This window comes from Pseudomonas sp. LBUM1673 (assembly GCF_059695645.1).
Genome location: NZ_CP166780.1, coordinates 4,870,692 through 4,887,631 on the forward strand (window position 1 = coordinate 4,870,692; position 16,940 = coordinate 4,887,631).

At 58.6% G+C, this 16,940-nt stretch carries 16 protein-coding genes; 4 read left to right on the top strand and 12 right to left on the bottom strand.

Annotated features, from left to right (window positions below; all coding sequences use genetic code 11):
• Positions 1-53: 53 nt before the first annotated feature.
• The 8 genes from ACA044_RS22485 to ACA044_RS22520 all read right to left on the bottom strand — a co-directional run bounded on the left by ACA044_RS22485 (position 54) and on the right by ACA044_RS22520 (position 8,336).
• Positions 54-1,364, bottom strand: a complete 1,311-nt coding sequence (locus ACA044_RS22485; RefSeq protein WP_497443338.1) for an HlyD family type I secretion periplasmic adaptor subunit — start codon at positions 1,362-1,364, stop codon at positions 54-56.
• Complete coding sequence (locus ACA044_RS22490) at positions 1,364-3,103, bottom strand: type I secretion system permease/ATPase (RefSeq protein WP_497443339.1); 1,740 nt, start codon at positions 3,101-3,103, stop codon at positions 1,364-1,366. The genes ACA044_RS22485 and ACA044_RS22490 overlap by 1 nt, the downstream gene beginning before the upstream one ends.
• A 232-nt stretch (positions 3,104-3,335) precedes the next feature.
• Positions 3,336-4,655 (bottom strand): flagellar hook protein FlgE, encoded by a 1,320-nt coding sequence (flgE, locus tag ACA044_RS22495; RefSeq protein ID WP_497443340.1) that lies wholly within the window; start codon positions 4,653-4,655, stop codon positions 3,336-3,338.
• A 31-nt stretch (positions 4,656-4,686) separates the two neighbouring features.
• Positions 4,687-5,379, bottom strand: coding sequence for a flagellar hook assembly protein FlgD (gene flgD / locus ACA044_RS22500; protein WP_497443341.1), 693 nt, complete (start codon positions 5,377-5,379; stop codon positions 4,687-4,689).
• A gap of 15 nt (positions 5,380-5,394) precedes the next feature.
• Positions 5,395-5,838: a flagellar basal body rod protein FlgC gene (flgC, locus tag ACA044_RS22505; protein WP_007899122.1), complete on the bottom strand. Its 444-nt coding sequence runs from the start codon at positions 5,836-5,838 to the stop codon at positions 5,395-5,397.
• A 3-nt stretch (positions 5,839-5,841) separates the two neighbouring features.
• Complete coding sequence (gene flgB / locus ACA044_RS22510; RefSeq protein WP_007899124.1) at positions 5,842-6,249, bottom strand: flagellar basal body rod protein FlgB; 408 nt, start codon at positions 6,247-6,249, stop codon at positions 5,842-5,844.
• Between the two features lie 280 nt (positions 6,250-6,529).
• Positions 6,530-7,357, bottom strand: a complete 828-nt coding sequence (gene cheR / locus ACA044_RS22515; protein WP_105346310.1) for a protein-glutamate O-methyltransferase CheR — start codon at positions 7,355-7,357, stop codon at positions 6,530-6,532.
• Between the two features lie 46 nt (positions 7,358-7,403).
• A complete protein-coding gene (locus ACA044_RS22520) occupies positions 7,404-8,336 on the bottom strand; it encodes a chemotaxis protein CheV (RefSeq protein ID WP_497443342.1) in 933 nt (310 codons plus the stop codon).
• 86 nt (positions 8,337-8,422) lie between these two features.
• Here ACA044_RS22520 and flgA point away from each other — a divergent pair, with 86 nt between their 5' ends.
• The 4 genes from flgA to ACA044_RS22540 all read left to right on the top strand — a co-directional run bounded on the left by flgA (position 8,423) and on the right by ACA044_RS22540 (position 11,038).
• Positions 8,423-9,184 carry a flagellar basal body P-ring formation chaperone FlgA gene (gene flgA, locus ACA044_RS22525; RefSeq protein ID WP_497447284.1) on the top strand — a complete coding sequence of 254 codons (762 nt, stop codon included), beginning with the start codon at positions 8,423-8,425 and terminating at the stop codon, positions 9,182-9,184.
• Between the two features lie 177 nt (positions 9,185-9,361).
• Positions 9,362-9,688 carry a flagellar biosynthesis anti-sigma factor FlgM gene (flgM, locus tag ACA044_RS22530; protein WP_497443343.1) on the top strand — a complete coding sequence of 109 codons (327 nt, stop codon included), beginning with the start codon at positions 9,362-9,364 and terminating at the stop codon, positions 9,686-9,688.
• Positions 9,689-9,735: 47 nt separating this feature from the next.
• A complete protein-coding gene (locus tag ACA044_RS22535) occupies positions 9,736-10,203 on the top strand; it encodes a flagella synthesis protein FlgN (RefSeq protein WP_497443344.1) in 468 nt (155 codons plus the stop codon).
• Positions 10,204-10,291: 88 nt separating this feature from the next.
• Positions 10,292-11,038 (top strand): flagellar brake protein, encoded by a 747-nt coding sequence (locus ACA044_RS22540; RefSeq protein WP_497443345.1) that lies wholly within the window; start codon positions 10,292-10,294, stop codon positions 11,036-11,038.
• Between the two features lie 63 nt (positions 11,039-11,101).
• Here ACA044_RS22540 and ACA044_RS22545 read toward each other — a convergent pair whose 3' ends face one another.
• The 4 genes from ACA044_RS22545 to ACA044_RS22560 all read right to left on the bottom strand — a co-directional run bounded on the left by ACA044_RS22545 (position 11,102) and on the right by ACA044_RS22560 (position 16,350).
• Positions 11,102-12,466, bottom strand: coding sequence for an MFS transporter (locus ACA044_RS22545; protein WP_497443346.1), 1,365 nt, complete (start codon positions 12,464-12,466; stop codon positions 11,102-11,104).
• Between the two features lie 71 nt (positions 12,467-12,537).
• Positions 12,538-13,779 (bottom strand): glutamine synthetase family protein, encoded by a 1,242-nt coding sequence (locus ACA044_RS22550; protein ID WP_497447285.1) that lies wholly within the window; start codon positions 13,777-13,779, stop codon positions 12,538-12,540.
• A 277-nt stretch (positions 13,780-14,056) separates the two neighbouring features.
• A complete protein-coding gene (locus tag ACA044_RS22555) occupies positions 14,057-14,749 on the bottom strand; it encodes a sensor histidine kinase (protein WP_497443347.1) in 693 nt (230 codons plus the stop codon).
• A complete protein-coding gene (locus tag ACA044_RS22560; RefSeq protein WP_497443348.1) occupies positions 14,746-16,350 on the bottom strand; it encodes a response regulator in 1,605 nt (534 codons plus the stop codon). Before ACA044_RS22560 ends, ACA044_RS22555 begins: the two co-directional genes overlap by 4 nt.
• Positions 16,351-16,940 lie beyond the last annotated feature (590 nt).

The window sequence follows — 16,940 nt, forward strand, 5'->3', positions numbered from 1 at the left end:
CTTCCTTGCCGTTTTGATGAATCGGTAGATAACGCAACAACTCAGGCAGCGTGTCACCCTTCCCGGAACGCCCGCTGAGCGTGATCGCTGATCGGTTTGAGCAGATAAGAAATGACGCTTCTGGAGCCGGTCTTGATCATCGACTCCACGGGCATACCCGGCACCAATGCCAGCCCTTGCAGCTTTGCCATTTCGGTCTTGGGAATTCTTATGCCTGCACGATAGAAGCCGACACCGGTGCGTTCGTCCTGAATCAAATCCGCCGACAGGCGAACCACAGTGCCGCTCAATTCGGGAGTGGTGCTGCGATTGAAAGCACTCAGGCGCAGCGTGGCGTCCTGACCGAGGGAAACCTGATCGATGTCCTGCGCACTGATCTTCGCCTCCACCAACAACTCATCATCAGCCGGCACGATCTGCATCAACCCTTCAGCCGGGGAAATCACGCCGCCCACGGTGTGCACGGCCAATTGCTGTACCCGCCCGGCAATGGGCGAGGTGATGTCAATTCGCTTGAGCTGATCATTGGCGCTGATTTCACGTTCGATCAACTCGCCCTGGCGTGCGAGCAGGTCGCGTAGTTCCTCTGAGACTTCGCCGCGAAACGTCTGATCAATTTGAAGCCGTTGCAACTCGGTTTCGGCGATCTTGCCCCGCGCTTCGGCAATGGAAGCCATCAGTTGTCCGCGCTCACCGCGCAGTCGAGCGATGCCGCGGGCCAAGGCGTTGACCCGATCCAGCGTCATCAAGCCTTTGTCGAAGAGTTTTTTGACCGCTTGATATTCCTTGTCGATCAACTCGATTTCTTCAGACTTGGTTTTCTGCTGAATGTCGTGGCCGACGATGGTTTCGTTGAGTTGCTGTACCCGCTCGCGCAGTTGCTTCTTCTGCCCTTCACGGGAAGCACGTCGGTCCAGGAACAATTGCCGCTCGCTGGCCATGACCGCCCGCGCCTGATCGGCACTCATGCGTGCGAGCAACTCTTTCGGCACTGCCACTTCACTGGCATTGTCGCGCTCGGCTTCCAGACGTGCCTGGCGTGCCCAGGCCTGGTTCAACGACTTGCTCACGATGGCCTGACTGGCCGCTTGCAAGGTGGCATCGAGGCGCAGCAAGACATCCCCCGCCGCGACCCGCTGGCCTTCCTTGACCAGTAACTCGGCCACCACGCCGCCGGTCGGGTGCTGGATCTTTTTGACGCTGCCTTCCACCGCGAGGGTGCCGGTGGCAATGACTGCACCGGACAGGTTGGTGCAGATCGCCCAGGTCAGACCGCCGCCGAGCAACACCACCAGCGAGATGGCACCGAGGCGCAAGTGGCGAGATAGCGAATGGCTCAGGGTACTTTCTTGATCGTTATGCATCAGTTGGACACTCCCAGTTCCACTACATTGGTCGCGGGCCGGGAGGCCGGTGGCGCAGGCTTTCTAAGGACGGATTCTTTAGGGCCAAAGGCAACCTGCACGCCGTTTTCCAAAATCAGCACCTGATCGATCACCGACAGGATGTTGGTGCGATGGGCGATAACCACGACGATCCCACCGCGCGCCTTGACCGCCAGAATCGCTCTGGCCAGCGCATGCTCGCCTTCGGCATCGAGGTTGGAATTGGGTTCGTCCAGCACCACCAGGAACGGGTCGCCGAACAACGCTCGCGCCAGGGCAACGCGTTGCCGCTGGCCGGCGGACAGATTGACGCCGCCCTCCCCAACCTGGGTTTCATAACCTTGGGGCAATTGCAAAATCAGCTCGTGAACACCCGCCAGTTGCGCGGCGGCGACGATTGCACTGTCTGCCGCTGAAGGGTCAAGTCGTGCGATGTTCTGAGCCACTGTGCCGGTAAACAAGCCCACGCTTTGTGGCAGATAACCGATCAACTTGCCGCGAGCCTGATCCGTCAACAGATCAAGCGGCGCACCGTCGAGCCGCACATGTCCACGGGCCGGGCGCCAGGCGTTAACCAGAACACGGGCCAATGACGACTTGCCCGACGCGCTCGGCCCCACCACGCCGACAGCGGTGCCAGCCGCCACGGTGAAATTGACGTTCTGAAGCGTCAGGCGCTGGCTGCCGGGAGGTGCAACGAAAATCCCTTCCACCTGCAGACTACGATGAGCCGCCGGCAATTCGGTCTTGCTCTGCTGATCGGGAAACAGGCTGAAGACTTCCAGCAGTTTCTTCCAGGCGATGTGCGCACCCAGCAAGCTGCGCCAAGTGGCGATGACTTGCTCGGCAGGCGCCAGCGTGCGGGCGACGATGATTGAAGCGGCGACCATCGTGCCGCCACTCAGGTCACCTTTGATGACCAGATAGGCACCGAGGGCCAGCGATCCCGACTGCACGGCCAGGCGCAGGTTTTTCGAAATACCGCCAAAAAAGCTGCCGATATCCACCGAGCGACGCTGCAACGTGGTGTAAGTGCTGTGGTGGTTTTGCCAAATGGTCGAAGCATTTTCGGTCATGCCCATGGCTGCCAGCGCTTCGGCGTTCTGATGGGACTGCTGGCCGTGATGATTGCGCTTGTTCAAGGCCTCGGCCGAGACTTGCATCAACTTGCGGGTTTGTCGGTCGGTCATGACCGTCAAGGCGATCAGGACGATCATCAGCGCGGTGGTCAGCCAGCCGAACAACGGGTGGACATAGAAGCAGACCGCCAGATAGACCGGCATCCAAGGCAAGTCGAAGAACGCCACTAGCCCCGGCCCGCCGATGAAACCGCGGATCTGATCCAGTTCCTGTGCTGGCTTCAGGGCATCTCCGGTAATCGGCGTTTTCAACGAGGCGCCGGAAATGACACTGAAAACTCTGGAAGACAACGCCAGATCGAGGGACGAAGCAATTCTGACCATGACCCGGGAACGCACGATGTCCAGCAAACCGGACAACGCGTAAACACCAAGCACCAGCAGCCCCAGAGCAACCAGCGTCGGAATGCTCTGGCTGGGAATGACCCGGTCGTAGACTTCCAGCATGAACACCGGGCCGATCAGCGCCAGAATATTGATCACCCCGGAAAACACTGCCGCGCCGATCAGTCCGCGACGCAATACCGATTTCAGTTGCAGCGCCACGACAGGCGCACTGACGGCTTTATGACTCTTCACTGGTGTTCCATCCCTAGGGTTTTCATGGCTTCCATGTCGCCGAACGCGTGTTCTGGCTTGATGACGCAGGTCGACAGAAAACTTGACGCGCATCGACCCGCGCACGCCGAGGGTGCAAGTTCCGCACCAGACAGACCCGACGAACGGTAGAAACCCACTCAGGCACTTTTCCATCGGGCATAAAAAAACCGACGCATTGCGGCATCGGTTTTTTTAGAGCTATCGAATCACATCAGGTCATCTGAATGATGGTCTGCATGATGGTGCTCTGGGTGGAGATGGTCTTGGCGTTGGCCTGGTAGTTGCTCTGGGCCTTGATCAGCTCGACCAATTCGTTGGTCAGGTTGACGTTGGACTCTTCCAGAGAGTTGGACACGATCGAACCCAGAGTACCGGTCTCTGGCGCATCGACACCCGCCACACCCGAGGAGAAGGTTTCTTTCCAGCGTGTGCCGCCGATGGGCTGCAAGCCTTGCTCGTTGGCGAAGCTGGCCACCGCCACCTGGCCGATGGCCTTGGTTTGCTGGTTGCTAAAGTTGGCGGTCATGACGCCGCTGGCGTCGATGGTCAGGCTGGAGATCTGGCCAGTGGCATAGCCGTCCTGGAACTGGGCGGTACGAGCGGTCGCCGAGTTGTAGGACGTGGTCTTCGCCATGCTGAACGCGATACCGCCAGTAGCGGCGTCGGAACCATTCGGGCCCCAGGTCACAGGAGTCGTTGTGGCGTCGGTGATAACGCCGGGGATCCAGCCGGTCATGGTCAACGTAGTATTGTCTGAACCTAGAGTCCAGCCGGTCCCTGCGGTGATCGTGTCGATGCTACCGTCGGAGTTGAAGGTAATATCTGCCTCGATAGCCGTCGGGGAGGTGTCAGTCGGGTCGCTCGGTGTCCGACCATCCATGTAGGTATAAATCTTCCATTCGTTTACGTCAGTCTTGACGTAATACTGATCCATGGTGTGCTCATTACCTTGGGTGTCATAGACCTTGGTGGAAATGGTCTTATTGTAGCTGTTGGTATCGGTCATGCTGAACGTCGCCACGGTCGGCAAATCTTCAGCCGAATTCAGGTTCATCGTCTGATCGATCGTGGTGGTCGCGTTCGGCTTGAGGGCGGAAGTATCGATCTTCAGGTCAGTCAACACACCGTTGATGATCTTGCCATTGGAGTCGACGCCATAACCCTGCAGACGGTTGCCGTTGTTATCAATCACATAGTTTTCGGCATCAGTCTTGAACGCACCGGCACGGGTGTAGCTCAGGGAACCGTTGTCGCTGAGGATGAAGAAACCGCTGCCCTGGATGCCCATGTCGAGCACGTTGCCGGTGTTGTTCACATCGCCTTGGCTGAACTGCTGGGAGACGTTGGCCAGACGCACGCCGTTACCGATGGTCTTGCTGCCGGTACCCAGGCGGGTGGCCGAGTACACGTCTTCGAATTCTGCGCGGGACGATTTGAAACCGGTGGTCGCGACGTTGGCGATGTTGTTGCCGGTCACGTCCAGTTGTTTGTTGGCGGCATAGAGACCGCTAAGGCCGATATTGAAAGACATATTCCACTCCTTTGTGCCGGGTTAGTCGGCTCTATATACCAATGGTTTGTACTTCGGACAGGGCAACGCTGCCCAGGCCTGCCAGGTTCAGCGTCAACTCACCGCCGGTCTGGCTGAGGGTCACGCTGTTGACCGTTGCCGGCAGGTAAGTAATCAGAGAGGTGGCCGTGTCGTCGATGGTGGTCGTCGCGCTGAAGGTGTAGGTACCCGCCGTCGCCACGCTGCCCGCATCGTCCTTGCCGTCCCAGACAAAGCTGGAATTGCCGGCACTCTGGCTACCCAGCTCAATCGTGCGAACGGTTGTACCCTCGGCGTTATTGATCTTGATGGTGACCCCGGATACCGACGAAGGCACGACGACCGTACCGTTGAGGCTCTTGGAGGTGTCGACCACGGCGGTGTCGGTCTGCGCGATGACCGAACGGCCCACCAGCGAAGAAGCCTGCAAGGCTTGCGAGGAGTTGTAGCTGCTGGCAAGGCCGGTGACCGTGTCGTTCAGCGTGGTGATGCCTTCCAGGCTACTGAACTGCGCCAGCTGGGCCACGAACTCGCTGTTGTCCTGAGGATCGAGCGGGTTCTGGTTTTTCAGCTGAGTCACCAGCAGTTGCAGGAACGCGTCTTTGCCCAGTTCCTGGCCGCCGGTAGCGGCCGAGGTCAGGCTGCCGGTAGTAGAAGTAGTGGTCGTGACCGAAGAGTTGGCCAGTACATCACTGATAACGCTCATATGAATCGCCCCTTATCACTGACCGAGGGTCAGGACCTTCTGCATCATGGTTTTGGCGGTGTTCATCATTTCGGCGTTGGTCTGGAACGAACGGCTCGCGGAAATCATGTCGGCCATCTCTTCGACGACGTTGACGTTCGGGTAGTAGACGTAGCCCTTGCCATCGGCAGCCGGATGGTTCGGCTCGTAGCGCGCTTCAAGGTTGCTCTGGTCTTCGACCACACCCAGCACTTGCACGCCTTGACCGGCCGCGTCCTGGTTCTGGAACAGCGAGTCGCTGCCGCCGCTCTGGCCGCCCTGGAACATGGTGGCGAACACTGGGTGACGGGCGCGGTAAGTCTGGTCGATGCTCGACGAAACGGTCTCGGCGTTGGCGATGTTACTGGCGACGGTGTTCAAGCGAGTGGTCTGGGCACTCATGCCGCTACCGGCAATGTTGAAAACACTGGATAGAGACATGGATTACTCTCCGCGCAGGGCTGACACCAGCCCTTTGAATTTACTGTTGAGCAGGGTGAAGCTGGCCTGGAAGTTGACCGCGTTTTCCGCGTAGTTCGACTGTTCCAGTTGGGCGTCCACGGTGTTCTGGTCGATCGACGGTTGCATCGGTGTGCGATACATCAGCGACTCGTCGCCGTTGCCCAGGCCTTCAGCTTCGATGTGACGGCTGTTGGTCATGTTCAAGGCGAACTTGCCGTTTTTGGTTTTCTCGTTCTGCTCGGCGAGCACTTTCGAGAAGTCCAGATCCCGAGCCTTGTAGTTCGGGGTGTCGGCGTTGGCGATGTTGTTGGCCAAGACTTCAGCGCGCTGAGCGCGAAAGCCCAGGGCTTGTTCGTGGATACCGAGCGCTTTATCGAAGCTGATGCTCATGTCGGGAAACCTTCGGGTGACCTGATTTTTCGTACGATGGATATAGCAAGCGGCGTGCCAATTCAAAAAAGCCCGTAAACCGGGGCTTTGCCGGCGGTGGCAGGGCGGCAATGCCAGAAAAGCGGCAACCGATTTCCGCCGCCTGCCGCTTTTCTGCCGCTTCTTGCAATCGAAAGAACACCACCGCTCCCACAGGGGTTGTGGTGATTTTGAGAGATAATTACAGGCATAAAAAAACGGGAGCCCCTGAGGACTCCCGTTTTTTTATGCCGCCAACGAATCACTTCGCCTGGTAAATGATTCCCGGGCTGCACTGGACCATCTGGTAATGGTCCGGCAAACCGTTCAGCGCTTCGGACGCGCCAAGAAACAGATAACCGCCCGGCTTCAGCGTGCTGTGAATGCGCAACAGGATGTCTTTCTTCACCTCGGCGGAGAAGTAGATCAGTACGTTGCGGCAGAACACGATGTCGAACTTGCCCAGGCTCGCGTAGCTGTCCAGCAGGTTGAACGAACGAAACTCCACCCGACTCTTGATCGGCGCCTTGATGGCCCAGCGTCCCGGCCCTTTGGGGTCGAAGTAACGCTGAAGGCGCTCGGGCGACAGACCGCGGCCAATGGCCAGGCTGTCGTACTCGCCGGTCTTGCAGTTGGTCAGCATGGTGCCGGACAGGTCGGTGGCAACGATCTGCACGCCCATCTTCAACTGGCCCATGTTGACCCGCTCGAACTCATCGATGGACATCGACAGCGAATAGGGTTCCTGCCCCGACGAGCACGCCGCCGACCAGATCCGCAGGCGCTGGCCGGGGCTGGCCTTGATCGCTTCAGGCAATACCTTGTTCTTCAAGACTTCAAACGGATAGGTGTCACGAAACCACAGGGTTTCGTTGGTGGTCATGGCATCCACCACCATCTCGCGCAAACCGCTGCGCGGCTGGGTCTGGATGCGCTGAACCAGCTCACCCAGGGATTTGATGCCCTGCTGTTCCATCAGTTTGTTGAGACGGCTCGAGACCAGGTATTGCTTGTTTTCACCGAGCAAAATGCCACAGGCTTTTTCCAGGAATACCCGGAACTGTTCGAAATCCAAATTACCCGTAGACAATGATGCCGCCTCTTAAATCGTGTTGACCGCCAGGGGCAGAAGGCCCCTAGCTGTTATCTGCTGCTTTGATCCGGTCGACTACCCGGGATGCCAGGTCATCAGGACGGAATTTGGCCAGGAAGTCATCGGCACCGACCTTCTTGACCATCGCCTGATTGAATACACCCGACAACGAAGTATGCAGGATGATATGAAGCTTTTGCATGCGCGGGTCGGCGCGGATCTCGGCCGTCAGGGTGTACCCGTCCATCTCCGGCATCTCGATGTCGGAGATCATCATCAGGAACTCTTCCTCCGGCTTCTTGCCCTCGTCGACCAGCTTGCGCAGGTAATCCAGCGCTTGCCGACCGTCGTTCAACGCCACCACTTCGACGCCGACCGTTTGCAGGCAACGAGTCACCTGCTTGCGCGCCACCGACGAGTCATCGACCGTCAATACTCGCAAAGAGAGCGCCTTGTGCTGAGTCTCGACATCCACCACGCCAATCGAAATCGCTTCCGGTGTCGGCGCCACTTCCGCCAGCACCTTCTCGACGTCGATGATTTCGACTAACTGGTTGTCGACCCGAGTCACAGCCGTCAGGTAATGATCGCGCCCCGTGCCCTTGGGTGGCGGATGAATCTCCTCCCAGTTCATGTTGACGATGCGTTCCACCGACCGAACCAGGAAGCCCTGGGTCTTGGTGTTGTACTCCGTGATGATCACGAAGGGATTGCTCTGATCCAGCAACCGACCGGAACCGGTCGCCATCGCCAGATCCAGAATCGGAATGGTCGCCCCCCGAATATTCGCCACACCGCACACGACAGGACTGGACTTGGGCATCAGGGTCAGCTTGGGGCATTGCAGCACCTCGCGAACCTTGAACACGTTGATCCCATACAGCTGCTGGCCGTCGAGACGGAACAACAACAGCTCAAGGCGATTCTGCCCTACCAGTTGCGTGCGCTGGTTCACCGAATCCATTACACCAGCCATGCCCAGACTCCTACTACCTACCAACGCTAAGTGTGTTGCGACGCACATTCTTCACTAAACGGCACGGCGCTTGCTTTTTAACTCTTATGAACACAGAACCGACATTTTTCCGACGCCTGACATCAACCTGCCGCAGATTACTCTGTGCGATGTCGGCCGTTTGCCTGTTCAACGCTGGCAGCCCTGCCCTTGCTGATGCGGTTACCTTGCCTGACATGCTTATCGGCGTCACTCAGGGCTTTCTTGAATTCACCGTAGAAGACTATCTGGCCACCAGTCAAACGCAAGGACGCTACGAAATCGAGGTCAACCAGCTCGATCCGCGTCTGCGCATGCCCATGTGCGACAAGGAATTGACAGCCACCCTCGAGAGCCCGGCGAGGCCTCTGGGCCGGGTCACGGTCAAGGTTCGCTGCGATAGCGCCTCCCCCTGGACGGTCTTCGTACCCGCTCAAGTGCGGCTGTTTCGCGACATCGTGACGACCACTCGTCCGCTCAAGCGCACAGGTATTATCGAGCCTCAGGACGTGACCCTGCGCGAGCGCGATATCAGCCTGATAAATCAGGGCTTTCTGACTTCCGTCGATCAGGCGATCGGACAAAAACTTACCCGACCAATGGTCGCCGATCAGATCATTACCCTGGTGCATCTCGAACAGGCGGAAGTGATCCGCAAGGGCGACCAAGTGGTGATTACCGCCCGCAGTGGTACGCTCAGTGTGCGTATGCCGGGTGAAGCGCTGTCCAATGGCGGCATGAGCGAACAGATTCGCGTGAAAAACCTTAACTCCCAGCGGGTCATCAAGGCGCAAGTCACCGCGCCCGGCCAGGTGGAGGTTTTTATGTGAGCGGCCATGCAGGGCTCTGTGTTCGTGAAGAGTGGCGCTGCCCGAAGCTGTTCCCTAAACTGTGCCGCATGCAGGACATGCGCTGGCGCATGCAAGCTCATTGATAAATGGGCCTAAAGTTTTCCGGGGGATAGCCGAAAACATGGCAAGCGTCCAAATACCCAGAGGTTTTTTGTCATGGTCATCGATTTCAGTCGTTTAAACAGCTCCTCGTCACTTACGGGCAGTACACGTACCAGCGCAGCGAAGGAAACCGCCGAAGCCGGCCAATCCGCGCCGCTGAATACCCCGGCCGAACAGGCCAGTACCACCAAAAGCGGGGAATCGGTACACCTCAGTGATGAGGCTCAACAGTTGCAGAAGGTCACTGACAAGCTGCGCGATCAGCCTGCCGTCGACAAAGCCCGCGTGGCCGAGTTGAAAGCAGCGATTGCCGATGGCAGCTATAAAGTCGACAGCAACCGTGTAGCCAGCAAACTGCTCAATTTCGAAGCCCAGCGCTAGGCCACGGCCCGCGCCAGGCTTTTGGACGCTTAAACCCAAGGCCAGCCATGCACGACACTAATTTACTGCAACTGATCATCGACGACTTTGCCCCGGCGCAACACCTGCTGGAGCTGCTGCAAACCGAGTCCCTCGCGCTGCACGGTCGCGACATGCCACTGCTCGAAGACATTCTGGCGCAGAAACAGGCATTGATCATTTTGCTCGATCAGCATGGTCGCAAACGCAGTGAAATCCTTACCAGCCTCAACCTGCCGACCAATCGCCAAGGCTTGGAGCAACTTGCCAGCCATTCGAGCATTGGCGAACAGTTGCTGGCGCAGAGCGATGTGCTGACCGACCTCCTGGCCCAGTGCCAGGCCGCCAATGCCAACAATGGCCAGTCGATTCTGGTGCAGCAGGCCGCCACGGCCAACCAGCTGAAAATCCTCACCGGCGGCGAGCCGCCAGCGCTCTACGATGCCCGCGGTTCAACCTCCAGGCTCGCAAAACCACGCCCGCTCAGTCAGGCTTGAGCCTTTCAATGAGCACGCTCTATCAAGACGCGAAACATGCTGGCAGAATGCTGGCCAGTAGTCATATTTGTCTGGAGATTGATGCCCCGTGTTCAATGCCTTAAGCGCGGAAGATGCTCCGCAGCCACCCAAGGTGCTCACCACACCCCTGGAAATCTCCGGCAATCTGCGTCAGCTGCAAGACAGCCATGACCCGCTGATCATCACGTTCCACGAACGCAGCCAGCGCTTCCAGAGTTATCTGGTGGACGTCGACCGTGACAGCAACATGATCGCCCTGGACGAAATGATCCCCCGCGACGGCGAACGCTTTCTGCTGGCCGGCGAACCGTTCAAGGTCGAAGGCTTCCACGAAGGCGTACGCATCGCCTGGGAAAGCAATGGCCCGCTGACGATCGACGAGTCCGGCGATGGCCGCTGCTACCGTGGCGCTCTGCCTGATGAGGTGGTTTACCATCAGCGCCGCAATGCTTTCCGCGCCGCGCTGAAGCTGGCCCAACTGGTCAATGTCGAACTGGGGGGTGACAAACTCAAGTCGCCCGTCAGCGGCAAGCTGCTGGACATCTCCGCTACTGGCGGCAAATTGCGCTTCGAAGGCGACATCACCGCCCGGCTGCAACTGGGCCAGGTCTACGACCGTTTCGTCGCCGCCCTGCCCTTCGGCAGCATGACGGCACCGGTGGAGTTGCGTTACCTGCATTTCGAAGAAAAGATCAACACCACCTTTGCCGGCGTGCGTTTTCACAACATGAGCGGTTTGGTGCAGCGGCAGGTCGAGCGGTTCGTCTATCAGCTTCAGCGCGAAGCGCGGCGCTTCGATAAAGACGACTTCTGATACACCGCTCTTATAAAAAACGGGCAGTCCCTTGCGGTGACTGCCCGTTTTTTTATGCCTTGATCAAGGCCTCGCTTCGGTAAAGCTTTGCTCACGACCCGCGTCAGGGTCTTCTGGCTCCGGATCCGTTTCAGGCACTGATTCGGGCTCAGGTTCAGGGTTGATCGGATTTTGCATCTGATCCTGCACTACCTGCTCATCGACTCGCGGATCAAGGCAAGCGACCAGTGGCGAATTCGACATACTGTCCGGCATGGCCACGTGATGCAGCGGAGCATCGTCCACCTGATGCAGGTTGGTGACCGCCTTCGGACGGATTCGCCACACCAGCACCAGGGCGAAGAAGCTGAAGAAGGCGTAGAGCATCTGACTGCCGAACAACTTCATCAGCACCCCGGCCACCAGCGGCCCGATACTCGCGCCGACACCGTAAGTCACCAGCAGCATCGCCGTCAGCGACACCCGGCGATCACCCTCGACGTGGTCGTTGGAGAACGCCACCGCCAATGGATACAGGCAGAACTGCACCAACGAGCAGAGGAAGCCTGCGATGAACAGCACCTCCAGCGGCACCTGCCGCATGATCGCCAGCGGCAACGCGGCCAGCGCCAGGCTAAACGCAAAACAGCGGATCAGCAGCGCCCGGTCATAGCGGTCCGACAGCCAACCCAACGGCCACTGCACCACCAGGCCTGCAAAAATGCAGCTCCCCATGAACAGACCGACCTGTTCGGTGGACAATCCTTGCTGCGAGGCATACAGCGGCGCCAGACCGTAGAATGAACCGACGATCAGCCCCGACCCCAACACCGTGCTCAGCGACTGCGGCACGCGTTTGATGAAGAAGCGCGGCTCCATCGGCGCCGGATGCAAAGGCGCCGGGTGAATCCGTCGCGTCAGGGCCACCGGCACCAGGCACAAGGCGAAACACAGTGCGACCAGCATCAACAGTTCCAGGCCCAACCCCGGGTGCATGACCAGAATCAGTTGACCCAACACCAGCCCCAGGTACGAGGCGATCATGTAGCCGCTGAACACCACCCCACGCTGCTTGGCTTCCGCCTGCTCATTGAGCCAGCTTTCGATCACCATGTACTGGCACATCATGCCCAAGCCGACGATCACCCGCAGGAACAGCCACGCGGGCAGCCAGTCGACCAAACCATGACCGAGCACCGCCGCGCCGACGATCCCGGCGCAGGCTGAATAGGCTCGAATATGCCCGACGCGGGCAATCAGCCGGTGGCCGATCTTGCCACCCAGCACCAGGCCGAAATAGTTGGCCGCCATCAATGCACCGACCCACAGGCTGTCGACTTTATCGGCCGCCAGGCGCAGGGCAAGGTAAGTACTCAACAGGCCTGAGCCGATCAACATCATCAGCGAAGCGAAATAAAGCCCTCGAAAGGATTTCAGGATTTGGCGCATCGGCGTTCCGAGCGGCTCCTTACAATGAGTATCGGGCTATCGACAAACGATAGCCCGTCGGCGACGGATCGTCAGGCCTGGGTGGCTAGAACACGCCGTTCCCAGGGAGTAATTTCATCAAAGAAGCTGGTCAACTCCAGGGTCTTCGAAGCGATGTAGCCTTCGATGAACTCCTTGCCGAACAGTTCCTTCGCCAATTGGCTACGTTTCAGACGTTCAAGAGCGGCATGCAAGGTACACGGCAACGAAAGATTATCCGGCACCACGAACTCGCCCTGGATCGGCTCGCTCGGCTCCAGTTTGTTTTCGATGCCATACAGCCCCGCCGCCAGGCTCGCGGCGATCGCCAGATAAGGATTGGCATCGGCCCCCGGCAAGCGGTTTTCGACCCGACGAGCGACCGGTGAACTGGCCGGAATGCGCAGTCCGGCCGCGCGATTGTCGTGGGACCAGCAGGCATTATTCGGCGATGCGAAAGGATGGCACAGGCGCTGATAGGAGTTCACGTTCGGCGCAAACAGCGCGGTGAAATCCGCCATGCCGGCCTGTTGACCACCAATGAAATGACGGAATGTGGCGGTTGGCTGGCCGGCCTTGTCGCTGAACACGTTACGTCCGGTGCCGATCTCGACGATGCTCTGGTGGATATGCATCGAACTGCCCGGCGTGTGAGCCAACGGCTTGGCCATGCAGACCACGGTCAGGCCATGCTTGAGCGCCACTTCTTTAAGCAAATGTTTGAACAACAAGGTCTGGTCGGCCAACAGTAGCGGATCGCCGTGCAGCAGGTTGATCTCGAACTGGCTGACGCCCATCTCGTGCATGAAGGTATCGCGCGGCAAGCCCAGCGCCGCCATGCATGCGTAGACTTCATTGAAGAACGGTCGCAAGCCGTTATTGGAGCTGACGCTGAACGCCGAATGACCGTCCTCACGACGACCGTCCAGGCCCAGTGGCGGCTGGAAGGGTTGCGTCGGATCGGGATTAGGCGCGAAGACGAAGAATTCCAGCTCGGTCGCCACGACCGGCGCCAACCCCAGGGCGGCATATCGAGCGATCACGGCCTTGAGTTGGCCGCGGGTCGACAATGGCGAGCTTTGGCCGGTCAGCTCGTGCGCATCGCAAATGGCCAACGCTCGAGGCTGCGGGCTCCAGGGCAAGCGGTGGATCTGCGCGGGATCAGGCACCAGCGCCAGGTCGCCATCATCGCTGCCGTAAAAGCGCGCTGGCGGATACCCGCCCATGATGCATTGCAGCAGCACCCCCCGCGCCATCTGCAAACGCCGCCCTTCAAGAAAGCCTTCGGCGGTCATCACCTTGCCGCGTGGTACGCCGTTCAGGTCCGGCGTGACACATTCAATCTCATCAATGCCCGTCAATCGCTGCGCGAGTGAACGATGACCATCGGTTGTCATGACGCAATCCTTGTTGTTGTACGAGCCGCGAACGGCGACCTGTACAAAATAGGCTCCGGCTGTTCGGGATATCAAGCAGCGTCAAACAAAAAGGCGTAATCCTGTGAGGACTGCCGACCAGAACAAGAAGTGCCCTGAACAAGAAGCGCCCTGAACAACACGGGAGCGGTGTTGTTCAGGGCAGATAGAGACTGAACACACCGCCGCCCAATGGGCCGCCATTGCTGATTTCAGTACGTCCGCCCACGCCATTGCGCTGATGCAACGCGGCAATCCGCCCGGCAAAGTACAGACCCAAGCCAGTACTGCCACTGCTGTGGTTGATACCCTGCACGTAATCGGCCTGATGCTCGATCATCTCGGGCGGGTAACCCTCGCCATCGTCGTTGATGCTCAGCACCAGTTGCCCGGCCTCATCGCTGACGCTGATCAACAAGGCATGGCGGGCATAACGAATAGCGTTGTTGATGCTGTTGGCGAGCACCGAGGCAATCAGCTCCCGGTCAAAGAAACCCAGTGGGCTCAACGGATCCACTTCATACGTCGCGATGATGCCACGGCTGGCGAACACTTCTTGATGAGCCGCCAGTTGCGCCTCAATAAAGTCATCCAGCTCGTGATAGGCCGGCTGCAACGGCATCTGGTTGACGCCGAGTTTGTACAGCCCCAGCAACTGCACCAGCATGCCATTGAGGTGGGCGAACTCGAACTCGATGACGCCCTGTTGCGGGGTGTGCCGCTCGGGATCGGGCAAGCGCGCCAGCCATTGGCTGTGAGCCTGCATCAGCATGGCCAGAGAGTTCTTCATGTCGTGCACGGTGGAGGCAATCACCGTGGAGAAGTCGAGTGACGGTTCGCTGTCGATCATTCGCCGAACGCCTTGATTTTCAGTTTCTGGTAGCGCGCAAAACGCGTGTCGGTATCGGGCATCAGGCCGACTGTTTTCAGGCAGGCGCGACATTCCTCCAGTTCGGCCGACGGCACACTGGTGTCGGTGCCATGCAGCAGCGCCTGCGCCATGTTCAGGGCAATACTGATGTTCTTCGGCTGCAGCGCCAGGGCTTTGCGGAATACGTCCCGGGCTTCCACCAGATTGCCGGTTTTGTACACCCGCACACCCTGGCGGTTGAGATCGGCGGCCGCATTACCGGAGTTGAGGATGGTCGGGTCGTCGGTCAGCTTGGCGATACCCTTCATCACGGTCGGATCGTCGCCGTAGATTTCCGCACAGTTTTTCAGCATCGAAGCGCCGGCATTCGCCTGCCCCAGCATTTGCAATTGCTTGGCCACCAGCAGCGCCGCTTCGGCGCTCATGAACTGCTCCATGCCATCAAGGCGCATCATCGCTTGCTCGGTGAGCTTCTCGGCGGTTTCGGCATCGTTGAGCAGCAGGCTGGTGGCCTTCATCAAACGCGCACGAATCTGCAAACCAGGGTCGGAGGGGTTCTCCTTCGCCACCGCACTCAGCGTCGTGTTGATTTCAAGGCGGGTCCGGGTGTCCAGCCCCTTCTCACTGCCTTTGCTGATCAAGGCATGGGCGAGGCCGAGGTTGCTTTCCGCATCCTTGAACCGTGACTGCGCCCCTTGGGACACGGCCTGACGATAGGCTTTGGAGGCGGTGTCGAAATCTTCGTTGGTCATTGCCAGCTTGCCCAGCAACGCTTGCCGGCGCACCGCCAGCGGCGACAGACGAATAGCCTCTTCCAACACTTTCTGCGCCGCTTTGGTGTCGCCTTCGGCGACCAGCACATCGGCCATGCCATCGTAGAGGGCCGGCATCATCGGGAAGACTTTCAGTGCTTTTTCGTAAATGCCTTTGGCCTGGCCGACCTGACCACGCTTGAACAGCAACTGGCCCAACCCGGCAAACGCCCACGGCAACGGGCGATCCGCGAGAATGCTGTCGTACAGACGCTCCAGCGCTTCGTTCTGGTTCAAGTCACGCAGAGCATCGGCGCGGTAACGCAGGCACAGCGGCGAATAACGAATGTCCTGTTTGCACAGGGCGATGCAGGCATTAAGCACCTCCATCGGTTTGCCCCGGTCAAGGGCTTGCAGGATCGGTTTGAGCAACGTCTTGCGCTGCTCCAGTCGTTCCAGACGCTGGGCCAGGCCGGAACGGTTGAACGGCTTGGTCAGGTAAGCGTCGGGCTCATGCTCCAGTGCGCTGAGCACCATGGCCTGACTGGTTTCTGCAGTGACCATGACAAATACACTTTCATGGCTGATCAGCTTCTCGATCATCAGGTCTTCGAGCACCTGCTGGCCGTTCTTCTTGCCATCGCCCAGGTGAAAATCCTGCAGGATGAAGTCATAGGACTTCTGCGAGCACATGCGCAGCGCCTGCTCGCCGGTATCGGCGGTGTCGACGTCCTTGACGCCCAGCTCCCGCAGCATGGACCTGACGGAACTGCGGAAATCCGAGAAATCATCGACGATCAGAAAACTCTTTTGGTGGTACGACAGCATCGAAGATTTCCAGGCAATTTAATAAGAACAATCCAAAGGCAATGACACGGGCGAACTCGGCTTCGCGGCCTTTTTGGCGCGCAGATGATAGCGGGAGGCCATAGGCTATCAAGTCATTTCGCATAAACCGTGATGACGTTTGCCGGTCGCCAGAGACGAAAATCACAACGACCTATCGGGTTATCGGCCAGTAGTCACGTTCCCTTGAAGCGGCGGGCGTGCAATCGCGTATTTGGCTGTCGTGACTGGCTTTTCCATGTAGTCGTCGGGGGACGGGTATGAAAAAGCCCCGCCAGAAGGAATGCTCTGACGGGGCTTTTTAACAGCCGAGTGCTGAAGATCTGATGGTTTCCCAGGGCCACACGACTCGGCCAGCCCATGCCCCGCTTGGGTTTCAGCTCATTCGAGCCCCGCCAGTGTTGAGTGCCCACGACCCTTTCGCCAAAAACAAATCGACATAATATTGACACCAAAACATCCACCTGTCGGAATATTGGCACATCGTACTGTTACCTCCGGTTAACACCTTTACAAAGCCTGACCCCACAACTAAACACACATCAAACTGATATCAGGAAAGGCCGTATCCC

What these genes read in the sequence shown, in the direction of transcription:
- ACA044_RS22485 (WP_497443338.1), bottom strand. Translation starts at nt 1,364, where the DNA reads ATGCATAACGATCAAGAAAGTACCCTGAGCCATTCGCTATCTCGCCAC.
- flgE (WP_497443340.1), bottom strand. Translation starts at nt 4,655, where the DNA reads ATGTCTTTCAATATCGGCCTTAGCGGTCTCTATGCCGCCAACAAACAA.
- flgD (WP_497443341.1), bottom strand. Translation starts at nt 5,379, where the DNA reads ATGAGCGTTATCAGTGATGTACTGGCCAACTCTTCGGTCACGACCACT.
- flgC (WP_007899122.1), bottom strand. Translation starts at nt 5,838, where the DNA reads ATGTCTCTATCCAGTGTTTTCAACATTGCCGGTAGCGGCATGAGTGCC.
- flgB (WP_007899124.1), bottom strand. Translation starts at nt 6,249, where the DNA reads ATGAGCATCAGCTTCGATAAAGCGCTCGGTATCCACGAACAAGCCCTG.
- ACA044_RS22520 (WP_497443342.1), bottom strand. Translation starts at nt 8,336, where the DNA reads ATGGCTGGTGTAATGGATTCGGTGAACCAGCGCACGCAACTGGTAGGG.
- flgA (WP_497447284.1), top strand. Translation starts at nt 8,423, where the DNA reads ATGAACACAGAACCGACATTTTTCCGACGCCTGACATCAACCTGCCGC.
- flgM (WP_497443343.1), top strand. Translation starts at nt 9,362, where the DNA reads ATGGTCATCGATTTCAGTCGTTTAAACAGCTCCTCGTCACTTACGGGC.
- ACA044_RS22535 (WP_497443344.1), top strand. Translation starts at nt 9,736, where the DNA reads ATGCACGACACTAATTTACTGCAACTGATCATCGACGACTTTGCCCCG.
- ACA044_RS22545 (WP_497443346.1), bottom strand. Translation starts at nt 12,466, where the DNA reads ATGCGCCAAATCCTGAAATCCTTTCGAGGGCTTTATTTCGCTTCGCTG.
- ACA044_RS22550 (WP_497447285.1), bottom strand. Translation starts at nt 13,779, where the DNA reads ATGACCGCCGAAGGCTTTCTTGAAGGGCGGCGTTTGCAGATGGCGCGG.
- ACA044_RS22555 (WP_497443347.1), bottom strand. Translation starts at nt 14,749, where the DNA reads ATGATCGACAGCGAACCGTCACTCGACTTCTCCACGGTGATTGCCTCC.
- ACA044_RS22560 (WP_497443348.1), bottom strand. Translation starts at nt 16,350, where the DNA reads ATGCTGTCGTACCACCAAAAGAGTTTTCTGATCGTCGATGATTTCTCG.